This window comes from Halegenticoccus soli, assembly GCF_002844195.1.
GTDB lineage: Archaea > Halobacteriota > Halobacteria > Halobacteriales > Haloferacaceae > Halegenticoccus > Halegenticoccus soli.
Genome location: NZ_PEND01000002.1, coordinates 688,552 through 707,719, shown reverse-complemented (window position 1 = coordinate 707,719; position 19,168 = coordinate 688,552). Strand labels below are relative to the sequence as shown.

The window sequence follows — 19,168 nt, the reverse complement described above, 5'->3', positions numbered from 1 at the left end:
GTTACGCGCCGCCCGCGCCGCCCGGGCCCATCGGACCGCTCGGACCGCCGCCGCCGGCACCGCCCTGGAGCATCTGCTGGAGGTCGCTCTGGAGGCTCTCGAACTGCTCCTGGACGCGTTTTTCCTGCTTTTTCAGCTGCTCGACGCGGATTTCGAGGCTGTCGACCTTGTCCTGGAGGTCGTCGTGCGCCTCCGCGTAGTCGGTTTCGACGAGGAGTTCGCCGACCTCGCGGTACATGACCGTGTCCTCGTCGATGTCGTCCAGCGCGTCGAGGGCGGTCTGCGACTCCGAGAGCGTCGATTCGGCCTGCTGTTTCTGCGCGGCGACCTTACGGGCGGTTTCCTGAAGGTCCTGCAGCTGTTCGAGTTTCTCCTGCGCTTCCGGCGGAAGATTTCCCTGCATGAGCGCAACGACGAGTCCCGGACTGAAAAAGCCCCGTATTCCGGTCCGCGTTCGGAACGGACTAGCTCGACGGGCGTCGGCCGCGACCGAGCAGGAAACCGGCGACAGCGCCGGCCCCTGCGGCCGCGAGGATCCGCCGCCGCGAGCCGAACCGGACGAACCGGCTCCCCTCGTCCGTGATCTCGACGATCCCCACGGGGCTGACGGCGATCCCGCCGCCGAACCCGGCACCCTCTCCCGGCGACCGCTCGACGTCGGGCGGCGCGTCGTCGATCGTCGCGCCGCGGTCGCCCGACCCGTAGCCGCCGCCGAAGCCGTAGGCGACCTTCGCGACGGGGACCGTCGTCCGCCCCTCGGTGACGATGGGCTCGCCGTACACCGAGTTCGCGCCGCCGCGCTCCGTCATCCGCTCGATGATTGCCACGAATCTGTCTGCGGTGTTCATGGAACACTCCGCTCTCGGTACGTCGAGCGGAGAGATAACCGTTGACCGACGGCGATCGGCGGCCGCGGCGGTCGGCCGCACCGGGTGTGGGTCCTCGGCCGCGCCGGATCCGCGCCCGACCGCATCCGACCGGTCCTCGTCCGTCGCTCCTCAGGCGTCCGCCGCCGACGCGGCGTCGATCGCCCGTTCGGCGACGGACACCAGTCGCGTCCAGGTGTTCAGCCCCGCCCGGAGCGCGACGAGGTCCGCCGCCGCGACGCGGACGACCACGGCGTCGCCGTCGCGCTCGACGGTCGCCCCGGAGCGGTCGGCGTCGATCTCGCCGACCTCGACGCCGACGCTGCGCGCGACGATCCGCGCGCGCCGCTCGTCGAGGTAGTCGAAACGGAGAGAAGCGCGGTGCGGCCGGTCGGGGGAAAGAGGCGTCGCGGACTCGTCGTCGGGGCGGCGGAGTCGAGAGTCGCGCTCGTCGTCGGCTCGACGGAATGCCGAGTCGCGCTCGTCGTCGGCTCGACGGAATGCCGAGTCGCGCCCGTCGTCGGGGGGCACGCGACTACTCGACCTTGACTTCCTTTATGTCCCGGCTCCGCTCCTTGAGGAGCACTCGGTGGCCGCAGTACGGACAGCGGACGCCGCCGTACTCGTCGAGTTCGACGTCGCGCTTGCAGCGGGAACACTTGTAGCTCATAGTCGTATTTCGTGCCGGAGGGGTTTATTCCTGGTCCTCGTCGCCCGCGAGCGCCGCGCGGATCGAACGCCGGACGGTGCGGCCACCGGGGGTCTGCGGGCGGTACGCGCCGCCCGTGAACTTCTCGCCCGTCTCCTCGTTCACCCAGATGCCCGTCCCGACCCGCTTCACCGAGTCGCCGTCGAGCGTCGCGTTCCGCATGTCCGATTCGATCTCGGAGACCCGCTTGCGCGAGACGCGCCCGTACCGCGCGCCGAAACGGCCGGCGCTCCCGGTCTTTCGTGCCTTCTTGTCGGCCATAGTACTGCGAAGTATCCCGAGCGCGCACAAAAAGGCTTTGAGTCGAGACGCGACGGCGCGCGGGCCCTCCCGGCGTCGAGGTTTCGTTCACCGCGTCCGCGGTCGTATCGGATCGCGTGTACGTGGCCCGTAGCGTTTTACGCGGATCTGTTGAACGGAAGAAGTGACGTGATCGTCGCTGACTTCCACCTCGCGACCCCCGTTCTCGGTTCGGCGTTAGCGGCGGCGCCCGACGTCGCGCTCGCGCTCGATCGGGTGTACGAGACCGAACGCATCCCCCTTCGGATGCAATTTCGCGCCTGCGGCGAGGGCGTCGAGGAGTTCGACGCCGCCCTCCCGGACGACCCGACGGTGGCGGACTACGCGCTGCTCGCCGAAACGGACGACGCGCCGCGGTACCGGATCGAACTGTCGGAGGAGGGCTGCCGGTCCGCCACGTACGACGCGTGGGCCGAACTGGACGGGGTGTTGCTCAACGGAACCGGGACGCCGGACGGCTGGGAGATGCGGATGCGCTTTCCGGACCACGACGCGCTCATCACCTACAGGGAGCGGTGCCGCGAGCGCGACGTCGGCTTCTCGCTCCGCGGGCTGTACTCGGAGGGATCGACCGACGAGGAGGTGCCCTACGGGCTCACCGAGGCGCAGCGCGACATCCTGGTGCAGGCGATCGAGACGGGCTACTTCGACATCCCGCGCAGCGCGTCGCTCGAAGAACTCGGCGACTCGCTCGGGATCACCGGGCAGGCCGCCTCCGAGCGCCTGCGCCGCGCGCTGAAGACGTTCGTGACGAACGCGCTCTACAACGAGTGCCACCGCACCCAGCCCGAGCAGCAGTTCACCCCGCCGCTCGGCTGAGCGCGGCGCTCCCCTCCAGTTCACCGAACCGGGTGCGCCCCGGCCGCGTTCCTCCTACCGCAACCCGGCGTCCGCGAGCGCCTCGTTCAGGTCGTCGCGGATCAGCTCGCCGGTCTCGCGGTCCATGCCGGTCGTGACGATCCGGTTCTCCTGGACGCTGGAGCCGTCGCGCAGGAGCATCCGGACGTTCCCGTTGCCGTCGGCCCGGGTGACCTTCGCCCGCAGCCCGGTCCGCGAGCCCTTCCCGCCGGCGTCGATGGGGCCGGGGACGATCTTCTTCACGTGCGGGTGCGCGGCGACGACGCCGATCGCCTTCCGCCCCTTGCGGCCGCCGATGAGCGTGCTGTGGGTGCCGCCGAGCTTTTCGCGGGGCGCGGCGTCGACGACTTCGAGCGACCGCTCCCCGCGGCGGTCGAGCGCGGCCTCGACCGGGCGCTCGTCGGCCACGCGGTAGAACTCGTAGCGCAGCTGCGCGCGGGCTTCGCGGAGGACCTCCCGGTCGCCGGCGGCGAACACCGTCTCCGGACGCTTGCGCCGGATCTCGTCGGCGACGCGCCCCGCGAAGTTCCGGAGTTCGACGACGCCCGCCTCCTCGCCGCTCTCGGGGACGGTCGTCACGGTCGTCTCCCCGACGATCTCGTCCCCGTCGAGCATCGTGATCGTCGCCCGGTCGCGGGCGAAGTCGACGACGACCGCGTCGCAGTTCGCGGTGTCGCACGTGAGACAGTAGTCTCCCGGCTTCTCCAGGGGGGTGCGACACCGCCGACAGTCCATACGGAGGCGTGGCCGCCTCCGCCTATAACTCCGTTCGTTTGGGGGCGAACGATCGACTCCGCCGCGCGACCCCGACGAGATCTCCCCCGCGAGGCCGATTCGACGCGATCGTCACGCGGATTCGACGCGGCCGGCCAGCGACGCGTCGTCGACGGCCTCCGCGGAGAGCGCCGCGACCGCGTCGAGGAACGCGATCTTGAAGCTCGCCGGGCCGGCCGGGTCGGTCTCCGCCGCGCGCTCGGCCGCCAGCCCGAACGCGAGGACGGCGTCGAGGCTGGCCGCGAACGGATCGGCGACGGCCGCGCAGAACGTCGCCGTCGTGACGCCGAGCATGCACCCGGTGCCGACGACCTCGCCGAGCGACGGGTGCCCCCCGCGCACCTCGACCGCGCGGTCCGCGTCGGCGACGACGTCCGTCTCGCCCGAGGCGACGACGACCGCGCCGGTCTCGGCCGCGAGCGCCCGCGCGCTGGCCGCGACGTCGTCGTACTCGCCGACCGACTCGACGCCGCGGACCGCGCCGTCCGCCCCGGCGAGCGTGCTCACCTCGCCGTAGTTGCCGTTCACGACCGCGAGATCGAGCTCCTCGCAGACGCGCGTCGCCACCGCCGTCCGCGTCGGCGTCGCGCCCGCGCCCACCGGGTCGAAGACGACGGGAACGCCGCACTCGTTCGCCGCGCGCCCCGCCGCCAGCATCGTGCGCTCGCCGGCTTCGCTCACCGTTCCCATGTTCAGGAGCAGGGCGTCCGCGCCCGCGACCATCTCGGCCACCTCCCGACGGTCGTCGGCCATCACCGGCAGGCCGCCCCAGTGGAGGGTGACGTTCGCAACGTCGTTCACCGTCACCTCGTTCGTGATGGACTGCACGAGCGGGCTCGCCGCCGCGATCTCGGCGAGCGACTCGCTCACCGCGGGCGTCGCGTCCGTCATCGGCCGGCACCTCGCTCAGGTCCCGCCGCGCTCGCGCCGTTCCCGCCTTCCGCGCGCCCCGCGTCGACCGCCCCGCGGAGCGCCCGCGTCGCCTCCGCGGGATCGTCCGCCGCCGCGATCGCGGTGATGACGGCCACGCCGTCGGCTCCCGCGGCCGCGACCTCGCGCGCGTTCTCGGGGGTGATCCCGCCGACGCCGACGAGCGGCAGGTCGACCGCGTCGGCGACGCGCCGGACCGTCTCGACCCCGCGTTCCGCCTGCTCGGGCGTCACGTCCTTCGACTCCGTTCGGAACACCGCGCCGACGCCGAGGTAGTCCGCCCCCGCCGCCTCGGCCCGCTCCGCGCCCGCGACGGTCGACACCGACCGTCCGACGACGGCGTCGTCGCCGAGGAGGGTGCGCGCCGCGTCGATCGGGAGGTCGTCGTCGCCGAGGTGGACCCCGTCGGCGTCGATCGCCAGCGCGAGGTCGACCCGGTCGTTCACGACGAACAGGACGCCCGCGTCCGCCGTCAGCGATCGAACCTCGCGGCCGACGCGGAGCCGTTCGCGGACGGTCGCGTGCTTTTCGCGCAACTGGACGACGCCGACGCCGCCCTCGATCGCGGCTCCGACGATCTCCGGCGTCGTCCGCCCCGCGGACAGGTCCGCCTGCGTGATGAGGTAGGTCCGCCAGTCGACATTCATCGGTGGTATCGGTCGATGGTTGCGCGCGAGGCGGATGACGGTTTCGGTCGCGGGGAGAGGAAGGGGGAAGGGAAAGGGAGAGACCGTCGGCCGCCGGCTACAGGTCGAGCGGGCCCGCCTTCAGGTACTCGCGCATGACGACCGTCGCGTACGACCCGCTCGGGAGCGCGAACGAGAACGAGAGCGGATCGCGCTCGATCCCCACGTCCGTCCGGACGAGGATTGCCCGCCGCGTGCCAGTCGACTCGAAGTTCCCGGGGAGCGCGAAGTCAGACGGTTCGACGCCGAGGTCGGAGAGCACGTCGCGCTCGACCTCGCCGGGTTCGCCCCCGCCCAGTTCGGTCTCGGTGCCGACGAGCGGGGCGGTGACGAACGCCCGGCCGCGCTCGCAGTGTTTCGCCACGATTTCGACCCGCCGCCCGGTGACGCGCTGGGTGCGGTCCGCGTCCGGGACGGGGACGACCACCCCGTCGGGTGCGTCGCGGTCCGCGAAACAGACCACGTCCCCCTCGACGGGGCGGTGAAAGGGCAGCCCCCGGCGAAGCCTCTCGCTCAGGATGCGGTTGAAAGCGTACGACTGGGCGGCGTTGACGAACAGCCGCTGGAGGTTCGAGGGGACGGCTTCGAGCGCGCGGCGGAAGTCCGCGTCCGTCTCCGCCCCGTCCTCCGCGAGTCGGTGGAGCATCGCTCGCTCGTAGCCCAGCCGCGAGGGCATCCGTTCGAGCGCCGCCCGCCAGTCCGGCTCGTCGCTCGCGGCCTGGTCGTCGACGAACGCGCGCGCCTCCCGCGTCTCCTCGGGTTCGGTCTCGAACGGCGTGCCCGCGTACGCGAGCACCGCCTCTCGCCACTCGCCGCGAACCACGCGGAGGCCGACCCGGTGGGTGATCGGCCGCAGGCTGCCGAAGCGCTGCTGGCCGAAGTAGTTGGGGACGCCGATCGGGCCGTTTTTGCCCGCCGCGCCGTCGTTCGCGCCGACCGGGTCGCCCCGGTCGTCACCGGCGGCGCTCTCCGTCCCGGTTCCGATTCCGTCTCCGTCTTCGTTTCCGTCTCCACCTGCCTCCCCGTCCCCTCGCCCGCCGGACGCGAACGCCCGGAGCTCCCCGGTGATCGCGTCGACGCCGTCCGGGCGGTCGGGGTCGCGGACGCGGATCTCGAACGCGTTACCGGCGAGGTCGCCGAACCCGAGCGATCGGCCGGCGCGGCCGAGCGCCTCGATCTCCGCGTCGCGGATCTCGGGGAGGTCGTCGGGGTCGACCCCGCGGACGGTGAAGAGCTGGGTCGTGACGGCGTGCTTGTCCTTCGTGCCCGCCCAGGAGACCCGCTCGCGGCTGATCCCGAGCGCGTCGGACAGCCGGGACGCGAAGTCGTTCGTGTCCCAGCCCCGGAGCGTGACCCGGAGCACGAGGTGGCCGTACGCCCCCGGGTCCGCGGCGATCGGCTCGGGGTCGAACCGCTCCAGCTCGCGCACGCGGAAGTCCTCGGGCTCGACCCGGAGGACGCCGCCGATCCCGTCGGCGTCGCTCGCGTAGTACTCCATGCCGACCTGCCGCTCGACGGGGTGCGCCTCGCGCATCAGGGGGCCCCTCCGATCGCGTGCTCGCAGTGCATCGTACCCGACCGTTCTTCCGGAGCGAGGTTAAACTCACCATCCGCCGGCCGCGGTTCCCCTCCTCCGGCCGGAGCGTTCCCTCCGCCGCCCCGTCCGCGCGTCTCCCCGCCTCGTCGCTCTCCTCACCTCGTCCGCGCGTCTTCCCGCCTCGTCGATTCTCCCGCCTCGGCCGGAACTTCCAACCGCACCGCCCCCGAACGGGACGGACGACACGATGTCAGACGATCCGACCACCGAAGCGCGGGAGTCGCCGATCGACGTCGCGGTCGTCCGCCGGGTCGCGGACGAAAGCGGGGTGCCGGCGGACGAGTTGGCCGACGCGCTCGTCGTGCTCGACGCGGAGCTCTTGGGCCGTCACTCGGCCTACGAGGCGGAGTACGACTACGTCACCGCGTCGGGCAGGCGCGCCTACCTCGTCGACGCCGACGAGTGGGAATCGCTGACGGCCGATCTCGACGTCGACGGCCGGGTCGCGGACGCGGTCCGTCGCGCCCACGCGGAGCAGGCGCGGCTGCTGTTCGACGCGGCGGTGAAGAGCGGCCGGTTCGACGGCGACACGGCGGGCGTCGTCGTCGGAGTCGACACGGCGGAGGAGATGGTCTGACCGCGGGAGCCGCCGAAGGAGAGGGGAAACGGCGGTCGATGTCCGTCGGGTCGGATCAGACAGCGCGGGGAACCGACGGTCAGTGCGGAGAGCTCCGAGAGCCGGCAATCAGTACAGAGAGAGGTCGCCGGTCACGCGGTCCACGACATCGTCCGGTCCGGGACCGACCGCGAGCGCCGTCACCGTCCCCGGTTCGAGCTGCGTGTGGCCCGCATCGCGGATGATCGCGTTCGGGAGGCCCTCCCGCTCGGCCGCGTCGGCGAGTTCGAACAGCTCCGCCTCGCCGCTCGCCTTCAGGACGACCTTCTTCTGGCCCTCGCCCTTCCAGGCGCGGCGGGTCTTCGCGTCGGCGTCCTCGTAGGCGGACAGCGAGGCGTGGGCGACCTGCGCGGCGAGCTTTCCCCGGCCCATCCCGAGATCCGCGCGGGCGACGATGGCCTGTTTCATGCCACCCCATCCCCGGCGCGGCGGTAAATCTCCTGCTATCGAGTCTTTCGACCCGTTCGATCCACCTTCCCGCTACCGGCTCGCTCCCCGTGGTCGAGTCCGGCGGCGTCCAGCCCCGCGATCGGGTGTCCGGTGGCGTCCGGCGCGAACGTTCCCTCCGCCGCGCAGTCGTCCCCGCCGCCGCGCGGTCGTCGCCGCCACCGCGCGGCCGCCCCCTCCGCCGCGTGACCGGGAAACTTTACATGCGTGAGCGCGCCCACCACTGTATGATCCTCTCGGACACCGACCTGCTCGCGCGGCTCCGCGACGGCGACCTCGTCGTCGACCCGATCGACGACGTGGACACGCAGGTCCAGCCGGCGAGTATCGACCTCCGGCTCGGTTCGGAGTTCCTGGAGTTCCAGCGGACCAACATCTCCTGCATCCACCCGAACCGCGAGGAGGAGGTGAGCGAGTACATCAGGGAGACGGTCGTCGACGAGGGCGACGAGTTCATCCTCCACCCGGGTGACTTCGTCCTCGGAACGACGAAGGAGCGCGTCGAGGTCCCGCCGGACCTCGTCGCCAACGTCGAGGGGCGCTCGTCGCTCGGGCGGCTGGCGGTCGTGGTGCATGCGTCACTGCCATACGACGAAGAAGTGTTCCTCTGGACGCCGAAGGATGGTTTCGGGTTCTATGAGATCGGTCACGTTGTCGAGAACGAAATCGACGCACGCGCAGTCTCGTTCAATCCGGCCACGCTCCGGGTCCGAACACACGATGTGACGGATTACATCACTAACCCTCGAACGCGCATCTATCGCGTTACGTTAGAGTCCGGACGCGAAGTACACGTCACGAAGGATCACAACGTGTTCACACTCGATGCCGACGGTGGAGTGACCCGCCTCGCCAGCGAAGACGCCGTGGGTGAGCTTGTGATGGTCCCGGGTGTACTCCCCGGACCACGGGGCGAAGAGACGGAAATCGATCTGCTGTCGCTGATTGACGACGACGACGAAGACATCGTCGTTTACGCGACCGATGGTTTCGCCGAAGTAGACTGGTCGAGTGTTCCCTCGGGCTCCCGTCAACATTACGAACGGCGTGTGAGCGCTCCATTCCCCGCGGTGGGATGGCGTGCCGCCCCGGAAGACGCAGAGATTGCGTTCAAGCAAAGCGAAACCCGCACGTCTCGGCACCTTTCGGTGACGCCTGAACTCGGTTGGATCCTCGGATTCTATATCGCAGAGGGGTATGCTCGACGCAAGCAACTTATTTTCACAAATAAGGAGGACGCGTATCTAGACCGCGTTGCCGCGTGGTTCGGCCAGCGAGACGTGCCGCTATCTCGGCAAGAGGGTCCGGACGGTGTGAGCTATCTCACTGTTTGTTCCGCACTCTGGTCTAAGATCTTCGAAGAGCTAGCTGGTGCCGGCAGTGAGAAGAACATTCCAGAACACGCGTGGAACTGGAGTAACGAAGTCCTCGCTTCGCTCCTCGACGGACTGCTCGACGGCGACGGCCATCGTCGTGACGGACGAAGCACGCTTTTCACAGCCAATGAAGACCTCGCGAACCGTGTGACGTACCTCGGAAGTCGTCTTGGAAAGTACACATCGACGTACTGTCGCGACAGGAGCAACGGGAACGGCGAAACGAGGACCCAATGGGCGATCGACTTCTGTGAAGACGCCTACAAGCGCGGACAGTGCGTTCCCAATCCGTCCACCCTATTGCGTTCGCTCCGAAGAGAGGCCGGGCTTACGATGGCTGACGCCGCAGAGGCGATAGGGCGGTCTTCAAAATCGAGTATCTCGAACGTCGAAAACAGAGCGTATGACGCGGTCAAGCGGGACACGCTGCGCGAGTTACGGGACTGCTACGCCGAGCACGGAGCAGACGTAACTCGTCTCGATGACATATTGGCCGAATCTGTCCGATTCGAACGTGTCGTCTCTGTGGAAGCGACCGAGCGGTACGAGACTACATACGACCTGGAGGTTCAGCCGAACGGGCGTCACATCGAGAACTTCTTGGGAGGATTCGGCGGCGTGTTCCTTTCGAATACCGCCGGCTACATCGATCCGGGGTACCGCGGGCAGGTGACGCTCGAACTGTCGAACCTCGGCACCGCGCCCGTGGCGCTCACGCCCGGAATGCGCATCTCCCAGCTCGTGTTCACCGAGCTCAAGAGCCCCGCCGAGCGCCCCTACGGCGCGGAGCGCGGTTCGAAGTACCAGGACCAGGTCGGGCCGCAGGCGTCGCGCATTCAGGACGACCCCGAGTTCGGACGCAAATGAAGTTCATAGAGGAGATCGTCGTCGAGGAGTTCCTGCCGACGTTCCGCTCGATGCTCGCGGAGGACCTCCGGGATCGCGGGTTCACCCAGCGCGAGGTGGCAGACGCGCTCGGGATCAGCCAGAGCGCGGTGTCGAAGTACGCCCACGGCGAGGTCGGTCGCAGGCGGGAGTTCCTGGAGGACGAGCGCGTCAGGGGCCTCGTCGAGCGCATCGGCGAGGGGCTCGCGACGGGCGAAATGAGCCAGGTTCAGGCGCTCGTCGAGGCCGAGGTGCTCATCCGCCGGCTGGAGGACAGTGACCTCCTGGCGGTGATGCACGAGGAGGCGATGCCGGCACTCGCCGCGTTCGAGGGCGAGTTCGACATCCACGATCCGGAAAGCGCGCTGCGCGCGACCGAGCGGGTGCTCTCGTCCGTCCGGCGCGGCCTGCGGACGCTGACCAACGCGAGCGGGTTCGCCGGGCTGGTTCCGAACGTCGGTTCGAACCTCGTCGAGTGCCTGCCCGACGCCGCCACGATCGACGACGTCGCGGCGGTGCCGGGGCGGATCGTCGACGTGAAGGGGCGGGCGACGCTGCCCGGCGATCCGGAGTTCGGCGTCAGCGAGCACGTCGCGGGCGTGCTGCTCTCGGCGCGCGAGGCCGGCGCGGACGCCCGCGCCGCCGTCAACATCCGCTACGATCCCGACATCGTCGACTCCTTCGCGGGGGCGGGGTACGAGACGGTCGAGTTCGATCCGGAAGCGCCGACCGATCCGATCGTCGAGGCGCTCCGCGAGCGCGACGCGGGCGAGACGTTCGTGCTCTATCAGACCGGCGGGTACGGCATCGAGCCGATCACGTACGTCCTCGCGCCCGACGCCCCGACCGCGGCGGCGGCGGTCCGCGACGTGCTGCTGTCCGAGCGATGACCGCCGGAGACGGCGCGGCGACCGCGCAGGCGTTTTACACCCGGTGGGCCCGCCTGTACGACGCGCTCGCCACTCGCGCTCCCGGCGTCGGGAGCCTCCGCTCGCGCGCGGCGGACGCGCTCGCGCTCGAACCGGGGGACGCGGTCGTCGAGGTGGGCTGCGGGACCGGGGCGAACTTCCCCTACCTGCGCGATCGTGTCGGCCCCGACGGCGCGGTCGTCGGCGTCGACTTCTCGCCGGGCGTGCTCCGCCGCGCGCGGGCGCGGATCGGCCACGAGGGGTGGGAGAACGTCCACGCCGTTCGCGGCGACGCGATCCGGCCGCCGGTCTCGGGCCGAGGCGAACGCGACGGCGATATGCCGTCTCGGCGGCCCGACGCCGTCTTCTCGTCGTTCGTCTCCGGCATGCTCCCCGACCCGACCGCTGCGGTTCGAACGTGGGCCGATCTCGTCGGACCGGGCGGCCGGATCGGGCTGCTCGACCTGGCTCGGAGCACCCGCCCGGCGGCCGCGGCGCTGAACCCGGTCTTCGAGGCGCTCGTGCTCGCCGGGTCGCCGCCGGGTTCGCGCAGGCGGGGGCGCGAGGCGACGCGGGCGCTCGACGCGCGGGTCGCGGCCGCCCACCGGGCGCTCCGTGAGGCGTGCGACGACGCTCACTACTCGACGCACGCGCTCGGGTTCGCTCGGCTGAGCGCGGGGACCGCGCGGTAACGTCAAACGGACAACGCTATTGTTCCCCCGTCCAATGCGGGGACCGTGCCCTCCCCCGCGATCGCGGCAGACGGTCTGACGAAGCGCTACGGAGACGAGACGGCGGTCGAATCGCTCGACCTCTCGGTCCCGGCCGGAACCGTCTACGGGTTTCTCGGCCCGAACGGCGCCGGCAAGACGACGACGATGCGGATGCTGACGACGCTCACCCGGCCGACGACCGGCGAGGCGCGCGTCGCCGGCCGGCCGATCACGGACCGCGACGCCGTCGTCGGCCGAATCGGCTACCTCCCCGAGGAGCCGCCGCTCTTCGACGAGCTCACCGGGCGGGAACAGCTGACGTACGTCGCCGGCCTGCGGAACGTCCCGGGCGACGAGGCCGACGAGCGAATCGGGCGGCTCCTCGACCGCTTCGACCTGGCCGACGAGGCCGACAAGCGCATCTCGTCGTACTCGAAGGGGATGAAGCAGAAGACCGGGATCATCGCCGCGATGCTCCACGACCCGGCGGTGCTGTTCCTCGACGAGCCGACCAGCGGACTCGACCCGCGGGCGGCGCGGACCGTGCGCGACACGATCGCCGACCTCGCCGACGACGACGCGACCGTGTTCCTCTCGACGCACATCCTCCCCGTCGTCGACGAGCTCGCCGACGCGGTCGGCGTCCTCTACGACGGCGAGCTCGTCGCCGAAGGGTCGCCCGCGTCGCTCAAGCGCCGCGCCGAGAGCGGCGAGGGGCGGACGCTGGAGGACGCGTTCCTCGAACTGACGGCCGAGAACGCCGTCGGCTCCCCGACGGCGTGATCGCCCTCCCCGACCCGCGCCGCGCGGCGCTGATCGCCCGCGTCGAGATCCGACGCCGCCGGCGGGCCCTCGCCGATAATCCGCTTCAGGCCGTGGCTCTCGCCATCGCCGGCCTCTTTCTGCTCGTCTTCGTCGGCGCCGCCGGCCTCGCCGCGCTCTTCGCGGGACGGGCGGTCCGCGACGGCGGACTCGACGCCGTCGGCGCAGCGCGCACGGCGGCCGCGGGCGGCTGGTTCGTGGTGACCGCTGTCGTCCTCTTCCGCACGCTGACCAAGGGCGCGACCCCCGACGCGCTCGACGGCCTCCTCACGACCGTGCCGCACCGCGACCTGGTCGGCGGCCTCGCCCTCGCGGAGTTCGCCTGCCTACTCGCCTACATCGGCGCGCCGACGCTGGTCGTGGCGGTCGCCTTCGGGGTCGGGGCGGGATCGGCCGCGAGCGTTGCGACCGTCGCGCTGGCGCTCGCCGCGACCGGCCTGCTCGCCGGGTTCGCCGCCGGACTCGCGGCGAAGAACCTCGCCGTCCGCTCGGCGTTCGTCGCCCGCCGACGGGGGCTGCTCTGGGCGGTCGCGTTCCTCGCCTACGTCGGCGTGTTCGCGACGCAATCGCAGGGAACGGTGTTCGCGCCGGTCGTCGGCGCGCTCGCGGACTCGCCGCTCGGCTGGTTCGCCGATCTCGCGCTGGTGGCGGCGACACCGGACGCGAACGCCGTCCGGGCGGCGCTCGCGGTGTCTCTGACGGCCGCGGCGGTGCCGCTGTCGCTCGCGGCCGCGGTGTCGCTCGCCGGGACGCTCTGGTACGCCGACGGCGTTCGCCCGGAGTCCGCGGCGGCGGACGTCGAGCGGTCCGGCGCGCCGACGCGCAGTGCCGTCGGCGTCTTCGACCGGCTCGCCGACCGCCCGACCGCGGCGGTCGCTCGGAAGAGCTGGCTCCGCGCGCGGCGCGCTCCGATCAAGCTCGTCTTCGTGGCGTACCCGCTGTTCTTCGTCGTGCAGCCCCTCTTCGAGGCCGTCCAGACCCGCGCCGTGCCGGCGACGCTCCCCCCGTTCCTCGTCCTGTACGGCGCGTGGGCGACCGGCGCGGCGTTCACGCTCAACCCGCTTGGCGACGAAGGCGCCGCACTCCCGTCGACGCTGACGACGGGGGTCGACGGGCGATCGTTCCTCCGCGGGCTGGCGCTCTGCGGGGTCCCGACGACCGCCGTTCTCGCGGGCGTTCTCGGAGCGCTCAGTCCGCTGTCCGCCGCCACCGCGGTCGCGCTGACGGCCGCCGCCCCGATCGCGTGCGCCGGGGCCGCCGGGTTAGCGACTGGCGTCGGCGTCGCGTTCCCGCGGTTCGAAGCGGCGCGGATCAGCCGCAGCCGCGAGGCGGTCGTCCCGAGCGTGACCGCGTTCGCGGTCTACTCGGCGCTTCTCCTCGCGACCGCGCTCCCCGGACTCGTCGCGGGCGTTCCGGCGTTCGCAGCCTTCGCGGGCGAGATAACCGGAATCGCGCCCGCCGTCGTCCGCCTCGGCGGCGCGTCCGCGGCGCTCGCGCTCGTCGGGGGACTCGGCTGGGTGTCGTATCGACTCGCGGCGCGGCGGTTCGACGGATTCGCGATGTGACTGGCGGGCCGTACGATCGATCTATGCCCCGACGGGGCGTACTGCGACCGCATGGTCGAACCCGATCGGGCGCTCGACGGACGAGTCGCCCTCGTGACCGGCGGGACGAGCGGCATCGGCCGGGAGACGGCGCTCGCGCTCGCCGACCGGGGCGCGTCCGTCGCGATCGTCGGCCGCGATCGGAAACGCGGCCGGGCGGTCGCCCGCGAACTCGAAGCGCGCGGCGGCGGGGCGGAGTTCTACGCGGCCGGTCTGGCCTCGCAGGCGACCGTCCGCCGCCTCGCCGACGAGTTCCGCGGGCGCCACGACCGGCTGGACGTGCTGGTGCACAACGCGGGGCTCGCCCTGGATCGGCGGTCGGAGACGGCGGACGGCGTCGAGGAGACGCTCGCGGTCAACCACCTCGCGCCGTTTCTGCTCACGCGCCGCCTCGCGGACCTGCTCGTCGAGAGCGCCCCGGCTCGCGTCGTCGTCGTCTCCTCGGGGCTCCACGAGCGGGCCGCGATCCGCTTCGACGACCTGCAACTGGAGCGCGGCTACGACGGCCTGGCGGCGTACAGCCGGTCGAAGCTGGCGAACGTGCTCTTCGCGTACGAACTCGCCGAACGGCTCCGCGGAACGGGCGTGACGGCGAACGCCGTCGACCCAGGATTCGTCCCCTCGACGGCGCTGAGCCGCGGAGCGTCGCTCCGGGGTCGGCTGGCGCTGCGGCTGTTCTCCCTGCTGCCGCTGCCGTTCACGAGGAGCGTCGAGGAGGGGGCGCGGCCGGTGATTCGAGCCGCGTCGGACCCGACACTGGAGGGCGTGACCGGAAAGTACTTCACCGACGACGGGCCGACGCAGTCCTCGCCCGAAACGTACGACGAGCGGACCCGAAAGCGGCTCTGGGACGTCAGCGCCGGGCTCGTCGGCGTCTCTCCCGAACTGCCGGTCGAGCCGGGCGCGCGGCGCTGACCGCTCCATTCAGGCGTACTCCTCGGCGTGGGCGTCGCAGAACTCGGGGGGGCGGAGTTGCGCCCGGACGACGCCCGAGTGGCGGTGGGCGTTGTGCAGCCGACACCGCTCGTCGTCGCAGAACGCCTCACCCGCGCGGAGGTAGTGAACCGCCTGGAGAACGTACCCCTTCAGCGCCTCGGTCGCCCGCGGGTCGCCCTCGACGAGGAACTCGCCGTCGACCGCGGCTTCGAGCACCTCCCGCGGCGGTGTGTCCCCGGTCAGCAGGGCGTGACCCTGCTTCGCCCCGTAGTACGCCTCGGGCTTCGCCGGGGCCTCGTACAGACCGGGAATCGAGACGAGCGCGGGCTGGCCGAGGACGTTCACGCGCTTGTGCCACCGGCCGTCGTGACCGCCCCAGGTCGCGAGCGCGCGATCGAGGAGCGGGACGTGCAGGTGGTCGAGGCCGCGCTCGTCCGCCGGAAGCAGGGCGTTGAGCGCGCGCTGGACCGCGAGCCCGTCGTAGAGCACGCCGCCGGCGCGCCCCGGCCGGTCGAGCGCGCGCTCCTCGTACCGGATCACGCCGAGCATGTCGGAGCCCGTCTCGCGGTCGTGCGGGGACAGGACCCGCGCCGCCGCGAACGCCTCCGGGAGGGAGTCCTCGCGGTACAGGTCGAGGAACCGGTCGCGGACGGCGACCTCGGCGTCGATCCGGTCGCGGAGCCAGTCGGCGATCCGGTCGGCGTCCGCGGCGGTCGCGGGGGCGCGGTACAGCGTGACGCGCTCGATCACGGATCTCGCTCCGTCCGGTTCAGTCGTCCGCGGGCCGCGCGCGGCCCGTCAGCTCGACCGGTTCGGCGTCGACGCCCAGCTCGTCGAGCGCGACCTGGGCGGCGCGCTTGCCGGAGAGGAGCATCGCGCCGAACGTCGGTCCCATCCGCGGCAGGCCGTAGGTCGTGGCGACGGCCATGCCGGTGACGATCAGCCCGTCGTGGGCGACGCCCGTGTGCTCGACGACCGCGTCTTCGCTCCTGCCGACCCACATCGAGTCGTGCCCCGGCGAGTCGTGACCGGGCGCGCCGTACTGCTCGTCCTCCGTCCGGTCCATCACCCGCCCGCGCTCGCGGGCGTCGGCGATGCCCGGCGCGTTCAGTACGCCCCGCTCGTCGAGCTTCGTCACGGCCATCGCGTCGTGGCCCGTCGCGTCGATGACGAGCTTCGCCTCGACCGCGATCGGATCGACGCAGGTGATCTCGCGGGGGAGCGCGTGGACCGGCGTCCAGTTCATCACGATGCCGCCGACGCGGTGGTCCTCGCGGATCACGATGTCGGTGAACTCGGTCATGTTCTGGATCTTCGCGCCCGCGTCGCAGGCCGCCTTGATCAGCGCGGAGCACGCGTGCGGCCCGTCGGCCACGTACAGCCCCTCGGCGTCCTCCGCCTCCCTGTAATCGACGTCGAGTTCGGAGAGGACCCGCTCCCCGGGGGACCGGACCGTCACCTTGTTCATGAGGAATCCGCCGAGCCAGAACCCGCCGCCGAGGTAGTTGTTCTTCTCGACGACCATCGTCTTCACGCCGCGCTCCGAGAGCTCCTTCGCGGCCGTCAGCCCGGACGGGCCGCCGCCGACGACGATCACGTCGCTGTCGGAGAAGTCCATGAACTCCGCCGTCCACTCGCGGCCGATCGCGCGCGTGACCTGTGCCTCGTTCGCCTCGCTGAAACCGGTGAATTCCGCCATATCACTCAGTAGTACAACCGCGTAGTTAAAGATTGGCGTCCGATCCGACGCTTCCGAGCCGACATTTATCACTCCAGTTCCGGTACCCTCACCCATGGGCTACATCGTGCGGATGCCGACGCCAGACTCGGGAGCGGACCGCGGAGCGCTGGTGGAGTGGCACGTCTCGGAGGGCGACCAGATCGAAGAAGGGGAGGATCTCGCGACGGTCAGGTTCGACGAGGCGGCCGATCAGGTCACGATCAGCGCGCCGGCGGACGGAACGATGCGGCGGCTCTACCTCACAGGCGGCGAGAGCGTCCGTCCCGGCGCGCCAGTGGGACTGATCACCGGGACCGACGAGGCGGGAGGGCCCGAAGTGGACGAGGAGGGCGACTTCGAACTGGACGCGTCAGCCGGGGTGGAGGCGTCGCCGCGGGCCCGCCGGCGGGCCCGCGAGTTGGCCGTCGACCTCGGAGCCGTCGACGGGACGGGACCGCAGGGGGCGATCACGGGAACCGACGTCGAGGCGACGGCGGTCGACAGGCTGGAGGCCTCGCCCTACATCCGACGGCTGGCGCGGGACCACGGAATCGACCTCACGACCGTCGAGGGAACGGGCCCGGAGGGCGAGATCACCGCCGACGACGTCATCGCGGCCGTGGACCACGAGACCATCGAGGCCGCCTGGAAGTCGAGTCCGTACCGCGGGCGGACGACCCTGGAGGAGCGGCCGATGACGGAGTCGCGCCAGGCCGTCGCCGGTCGGCTCCGGCGGAGTTACCGGGAGGTGGTGCACGCCAACCAGCGCTGCACCGTCGACGCCGAGGCGCTGTTCGCCGCGGTCGACGCCGCGAACGACGACAGCGAGTCCGAGATCGAGATCAAACCCGTCGACGCGATGCTCGCCCTCGTCGCGGCGGCGCTCACCGAACACCCGGAGTTGAACGCGACCTACACCGACCACACCCACCGCCTCCACGTCGAGCACAACCTCTCCGTCGGCGTCGACACCGACGACGGACTCGTCGCGCCCGTCGTCTACGACGTCGACTCGCTGTCGCTCGAAGGGATCGCCGAAGAGCGGCGGCGCGCGACGAAGAAGGCCCTGTCCGGCGGGTACACGACGAACGACCTCTCCGGAGGGACGTTCACGCTCGTCGATCTGAGCGACTCCGCCGTCGAGTCGTTCGAGCCGATCGTCAACCAGCCGCAGGTCGCCGCGCTCTGCGTCGCCGGAGTCCAGCGGAGCGAGGCCACTGACCGACGCCGCCTCCCGCTCGTCCTCTCGTTCGACCACCGCGTGATCACCCCCGCGGACGCGGCCGGCTTTCTCGGGGCGCTGGCCGACCGCGTCGCGAACCCGCGGCCCGCGCTCGAAGGGGCGGAACCGGGGCGCTGACCGCCGTTGCGAACTCGTTGTGACTCCCGAGCGGACCTCATCTTCGCGTTCGAATCGAGACGCGTCTGTTCGACGTGTCAATCGGTGCCGTAGTTCGGTTTGAGAGGCTACGTGGCCCACGACGGTTCGAGAAGAGAGCGCAGAGCGATCGTGAACAGGCCCGTTACCGAGGAGTTCACGCGGTTTCCTCGACCGAGCGGTCGCGAACCGTGAGAACGGGCACCTGCGCCGCTCTCACGACTCGTTCCGCGACGCTACCGACGAATCCTCGACTGTCGTCCCCTCTTCTGCGAGCTCCGAGAACGATGAGGTCGCACCCGTTCTGCGTCGCGTACTCGATGATCCGCTCGGGGGGATTCCCTTCGCGCATCTCACCGTGGACCTGTATGCCGTTCCTCGTCGCCCGCGTGCTCACCGCTTCGATCGCTCGGTTCCCCTCTTCTTCGAAGTACCCCCGGAGCGCGTCCGTCTGTACGACTCGCGGATCAAGTACGTAGAGCGCGTGAATACTCCCACCGAATGCGTCCGCGAGCCCGAGTCCGTGTTCGATCGCGCCTTCAGCTTCCGGGCCCCCGCCGGTCGCTATCAGGATGTTCTCGAAAGAAGTTCGCCGTTCGGGCTCTCCGATCCGGGCGGTGAGGACGGGAACGGACGCTTTCCGCAGCACTCGGCTGGTCGTGCTTCCGACGAAGAACTCGTGGAACCGGGAGCGACCGTGTTTTCCCATCACGATCAAGTCGATCCCGTTCTCGGTTGCGTACCGAATTATCTCCGTTTCGGGAGCGCCAGTGCGCGTCTGCCGTCGAACGCGAAGGCCCATGTCGTGCGCCGGCTTTGCGACTGCCTCCAGCGCGTCAGTCGCCCTCTCTTCGAGTTTCGCGTGTAAATCGGGAGGGCCATCAGCGTACACCTGTGCGAGCTCGATCACCGCGAGAACGTGCACCGTCGACTCGAAGTGCTGTGCGATGGTGAGCCCGTGCTGAACCGCCTGGTGCGTCCCGCCGCTGCCGTCTGTCGGAATGAGAACGTTCGAGTACATCCTAGTAGGTTCAGAAGAGCCG

21 protein-coding genes and 1 pseudogene are annotated in these 19,168 nt (G+C 70.9%); 9 read left to right on the top strand and 13 right to left on the bottom strand.

All coding sequences use genetic code 11. The features are described from left to right. Position 1: 1 nt before the first annotated feature. The 5 genes and pseudogenes from CNO20_RS08550 to CNO20_RS22540 form a co-directional block, all read right to left on the bottom strand. On the bottom strand, positions 2–403 hold the full coding sequence (locus CNO20_RS08550) for a prefoldin subunit beta (protein ID WP_101295697.1): 402 nt from the start codon (positions 401–403) through the stop codon (positions 2–4). A 61-nt stretch (positions 404–464) separates the two neighbouring features. Continuing rightward, a complete protein-coding gene (locus CNO20_RS08545) occupies positions 465–848 on the bottom strand; it encodes a spore germination protein GerW family protein (protein WP_233203996.1) in 384 nt (127 codons plus the stop codon). A 150-nt stretch (positions 849–998) separates the two neighbouring features. After that, positions 999–1,238: pseudogene (locus tag CNO20_RS23685) on the bottom strand (KEOPS complex subunit Pcc1); the annotation flags it as partial. A 163-nt stretch (positions 1,239–1,401) separates the two neighbouring features. Further along, on the bottom strand, positions 1,402–1,536 hold the full coding sequence (locus CNO20_RS08535; RefSeq protein WP_101295695.1) for a DNA-directed RNA polymerase subunit P: 135 nt from the start codon (positions 1,534–1,536) through the stop codon (positions 1,402–1,404). 24 nt (positions 1,537–1,560) lie between these two features. Next, positions 1,561–1,836, bottom strand: a complete 276-nt coding sequence (locus CNO20_RS22540; RefSeq protein WP_143423165.1) for an eL43 family ribosomal protein — start codon at positions 1,834–1,836, stop codon at positions 1,561–1,563. Between the two features lie 168 nt (positions 1,837–2,004). Between CNO20_RS22540 and CNO20_RS22945 the strand changes: the two genes are divergently transcribed. Beyond that, complete coding sequence (locus CNO20_RS22945; RefSeq protein ID WP_158237379.1) at positions 2,005–2,694, top strand: helix-turn-helix domain-containing protein; 690 nt, start codon at positions 2,005–2,007, stop codon at positions 2,692–2,694. A 54-nt stretch (positions 2,695–2,748) separates the two neighbouring features. On the opposite strand, the gene CNO20_RS08525 is transcribed toward CNO20_RS22945, so the two are convergent. The 4 genes from CNO20_RS08525 to truD all read right to left on the bottom strand — a co-directional run bounded on the left by CNO20_RS08525 (position 2,749) and on the right by truD (position 6,657). Beyond that, the gene (locus CNO20_RS08525) at positions 2,749–3,468 is read right to left on the bottom strand and encodes a DUF2103 domain-containing protein (RefSeq protein ID WP_101295693.1); all 720 of its coding nucleotides are present in this window, start codon (positions 3,466–3,468) and stop codon (positions 2,749–2,751) included. 111 nt (positions 3,469–3,579) lie between these two features. Further along, positions 3,580–4,398, bottom strand: coding sequence for a hydroxyethylthiazole kinase (gene thiM / locus CNO20_RS08520; protein ID WP_101295692.1), 819 nt, complete (start codon positions 4,396–4,398; stop codon positions 3,580–3,582). After that, positions 4,395–5,084: a thiamine phosphate synthase gene (gene thiE, locus CNO20_RS08515; RefSeq protein ID WP_101295691.1), complete on the bottom strand. Its 690-nt coding sequence runs from the start codon at positions 5,082–5,084 to the stop codon at positions 4,395–4,397. Before thiE ends, thiM begins: the two co-directional genes overlap by 4 nt. A 97-nt stretch (positions 5,085–5,181) precedes the next feature. Further along, positions 5,182–6,657 carry a tRNA pseudouridine(13) synthase TruD gene (gene truD, locus CNO20_RS08510; protein ID WP_101295690.1) on the bottom strand — a complete coding sequence of 492 codons (1,476 nt, stop codon included), beginning with the start codon at positions 6,655–6,657 and terminating at the stop codon, positions 5,182–5,184. 250 nt (positions 6,658–6,907) lie between these two features. Between truD and CNO20_RS08505 the strand changes: the two genes are divergently transcribed. Further along, the gene (locus CNO20_RS08505; protein ID WP_101295689.1) at positions 6,908–7,297 is read left to right on the top strand and encodes a DUF8048 family protein; all 390 of its coding nucleotides are present in this window, start codon (positions 6,908–6,910) and stop codon (positions 7,295–7,297) included. A 108-nt stretch (positions 7,298–7,405) separates the two neighbouring features. Here the strand turns inward: CNO20_RS08505 and pth2 are convergent, their stop codons facing one another. Beyond that, complete coding sequence (gene pth2, locus CNO20_RS08500) at positions 7,406–7,744, bottom strand: peptidyl-tRNA hydrolase Pth2 (protein WP_101295688.1); 339 nt, start codon at positions 7,742–7,744, stop codon at positions 7,406–7,408. Positions 7,745–7,986: 242 nt separating this feature from the next. Here pth2 and dcd point away from each other — a divergent pair, with 242 nt between their 5' ends. Genes dcd through CNO20_RS08465 form a run of 6 tightly spaced genes read left to right on the top strand, consistent with a single transcriptional unit; the run spans position 7,987 to position 15,006 of the window. Then, positions 7,987–10,026, top strand: coding sequence for a dCTP deaminase (dcd, locus tag CNO20_RS08490; protein ID WP_394337248.1), 2,040 nt, complete (start codon positions 7,987–7,989; stop codon positions 10,024–10,026). Further along, a complete protein-coding gene (locus CNO20_RS08485) occupies positions 10,023–10,934 on the top strand; it encodes a thiamine-phosphate synthase family protein (RefSeq protein WP_101295685.1) in 912 nt (303 codons plus the stop codon). The genes dcd and CNO20_RS08485 overlap by 4 nt, the downstream gene beginning before the upstream one ends. Next, positions 10,931–11,644 carry a class I SAM-dependent methyltransferase gene (locus CNO20_RS08480; protein ID WP_101295684.1) on the top strand — a complete coding sequence of 238 codons (714 nt, stop codon included), beginning with the start codon at positions 10,931–10,933 and terminating at the stop codon, positions 11,642–11,644. The genes CNO20_RS08485 and CNO20_RS08480 overlap by 4 nt, the downstream gene beginning before the upstream one ends. A 45-nt stretch (positions 11,645–11,689) precedes the next feature. Continuing rightward, positions 11,690–12,448: an ABC transporter ATP-binding protein gene (locus CNO20_RS08475; RefSeq protein WP_199174766.1), complete on the top strand. Its 759-nt coding sequence runs from the start codon at positions 11,690–11,692 to the stop codon at positions 12,446–12,448. Further along, positions 12,445–14,052 carry a hypothetical protein gene (locus CNO20_RS08470; protein ID WP_101295682.1) on the top strand — a complete coding sequence of 536 codons (1,608 nt, stop codon included), beginning with the start codon at positions 12,445–12,447 and terminating at the stop codon, positions 14,050–14,052. Before CNO20_RS08475 ends, CNO20_RS08470 begins: the two co-directional genes overlap by 4 nt. Before the next feature lie 51 nt (positions 14,053–14,103). Further along, positions 14,104–15,006, top strand: a complete 903-nt coding sequence (locus CNO20_RS08465) for an SDR family oxidoreductase (protein WP_101295681.1) — start codon at positions 14,104–14,106, stop codon at positions 15,004–15,006. 9 nt (positions 15,007–15,015) lie between these two features. Here the strand turns inward: CNO20_RS08465 and CNO20_RS08460 are convergent, their stop codons facing one another. Next, on the bottom strand, positions 15,016–15,774 hold the full coding sequence (locus CNO20_RS08460) for a DUF7001 family protein (RefSeq protein WP_394337249.1): 759 nt from the start codon (positions 15,772–15,774) through the stop codon (positions 15,016–15,018). A gap of 22 nt (positions 15,775–15,796) precedes the next feature. After that, positions 15,797–16,726 (bottom strand): sulfide-dependent adenosine diphosphate thiazole synthase, encoded by a 930-nt coding sequence (locus CNO20_RS08455; RefSeq protein ID WP_101295679.1) that lies wholly within the window; start codon positions 16,724–16,726, stop codon positions 15,797–15,799. 94 nt (positions 16,727–16,820) lie between these two features. Here CNO20_RS08455 and CNO20_RS08450 point away from each other — a divergent pair, with 94 nt between their 5' ends. Then, positions 16,821–18,107, top strand: coding sequence for a 2-oxo acid dehydrogenase subunit E2 (locus CNO20_RS08450; RefSeq protein ID WP_101295678.1), 1,287 nt, complete (start codon positions 16,821–16,823; stop codon positions 18,105–18,107). Between the two features lie 175 nt (positions 18,108–18,282). On the opposite strand, the gene CNO20_RS08445 is transcribed toward CNO20_RS08450, so the two are convergent. Continuing rightward, complete coding sequence (locus tag CNO20_RS08445; protein ID WP_101295677.1) at positions 18,283–19,146, bottom strand: universal stress protein; 864 nt, start codon at positions 19,144–19,146, stop codon at positions 18,283–18,285. Between the last annotated feature and the right edge of the window lie 22 nt (positions 19,147–19,168).

Bases quoted from the DNA above. Each gene is read 5' to 3' on its own strand.
- dcd (WP_394337248.1), top strand. From the start codon at position 7,987: ATGCGTGAGCGCGCCCACCACTGTATGATCCTCTCGGACACCGACCTG.
- CNO20_RS08535 (WP_101295695.1), bottom strand. From the start codon at position 1,536: ATGAGCTACAAGTGTTCCCGCTGCAAGCGCGACGTCGAACTCGACGAG.
- CNO20_RS08445 (WP_101295677.1), bottom strand. From the start codon at position 19,146: ATGTACTCGAACGTTCTCATTCCGACAGACGGCAGCGGCGGGACGCAC.
- CNO20_RS08450 (WP_101295678.1), top strand. From the start codon at position 16,821: ATGGGCTACATCGTGCGGATGCCGACGCCAGACTCGGGAGCGGACCGC.
- thiM (WP_101295692.1), bottom strand. From the start codon at position 4,398: ATGACGGACGCGACGCCCGCGGTGAGCGAGTCGCTCGCCGAGATCGCG.
- CNO20_RS08485 (WP_101295685.1), top strand. From the start codon at position 10,023: ATGAAGTTCATAGAGGAGATCGTCGTCGAGGAGTTCCTGCCGACGTTC.
- CNO20_RS08465 (WP_101295681.1), top strand. From the start codon at position 14,104: ATGGTCGAACCCGATCGGGCGCTCGACGGACGAGTCGCCCTCGTGACC.
- CNO20_RS08525 (WP_101295693.1), bottom strand. From the start codon at position 3,468: ATGGACTGTCGGCGGTGTCGCACCCCCCTGGAGAAGCCGGGAGACTAC.
- thiE (WP_101295691.1), bottom strand. From the start codon at position 5,084: ATGAATGTCGACTGGCGGACCTACCTCATCACGCAGGCGGACCTGTCC.
- CNO20_RS08480 (WP_101295684.1), top strand. From the start codon at position 10,931: ATGACCGCCGGAGACGGCGCGGCGACCGCGCAGGCGTTTTACACCCGG.
- CNO20_RS08545 (WP_233203996.1), bottom strand. From the start codon at position 848: ATGAACACCGCAGACAGATTCGTGGCAATCATCGAGCGGATGACGGAG.
- CNO20_RS22540 (WP_143423165.1), bottom strand. From the start codon at position 1,836: ATGGCCGACAAGAAGGCACGAAAGACCGGGAGCGCCGGCCGTTTCGGC.
- pth2 (WP_101295688.1), bottom strand. From the start codon at position 7,744: ATGAAACAGGCCATCGTCGCCCGCGCGGATCTCGGGATGGGCCGGGGA.
- CNO20_RS08505 (WP_101295689.1), top strand. From the start codon at position 6,908: ATGTCAGACGATCCGACCACCGAAGCGCGGGAGTCGCCGATCGACGTC.
- CNO20_RS08455 (WP_101295679.1), bottom strand. From the start codon at position 16,726: ATGGCGGAATTCACCGGTTTCAGCGAGGCGAACGAGGCACAGGTCACG.
- truD (WP_101295690.1), bottom strand. From the start codon at position 6,657: ATGCGCGAGGCGCACCCCGTCGAGCGGCAGGTCGGCATGGAGTACTAC.
- CNO20_RS08550 (WP_101295697.1), bottom strand. From the start codon at position 403: ATGCAGGGAAATCTTCCGCCGGAAGCGCAGGAGAAACTCGAACAGCTG.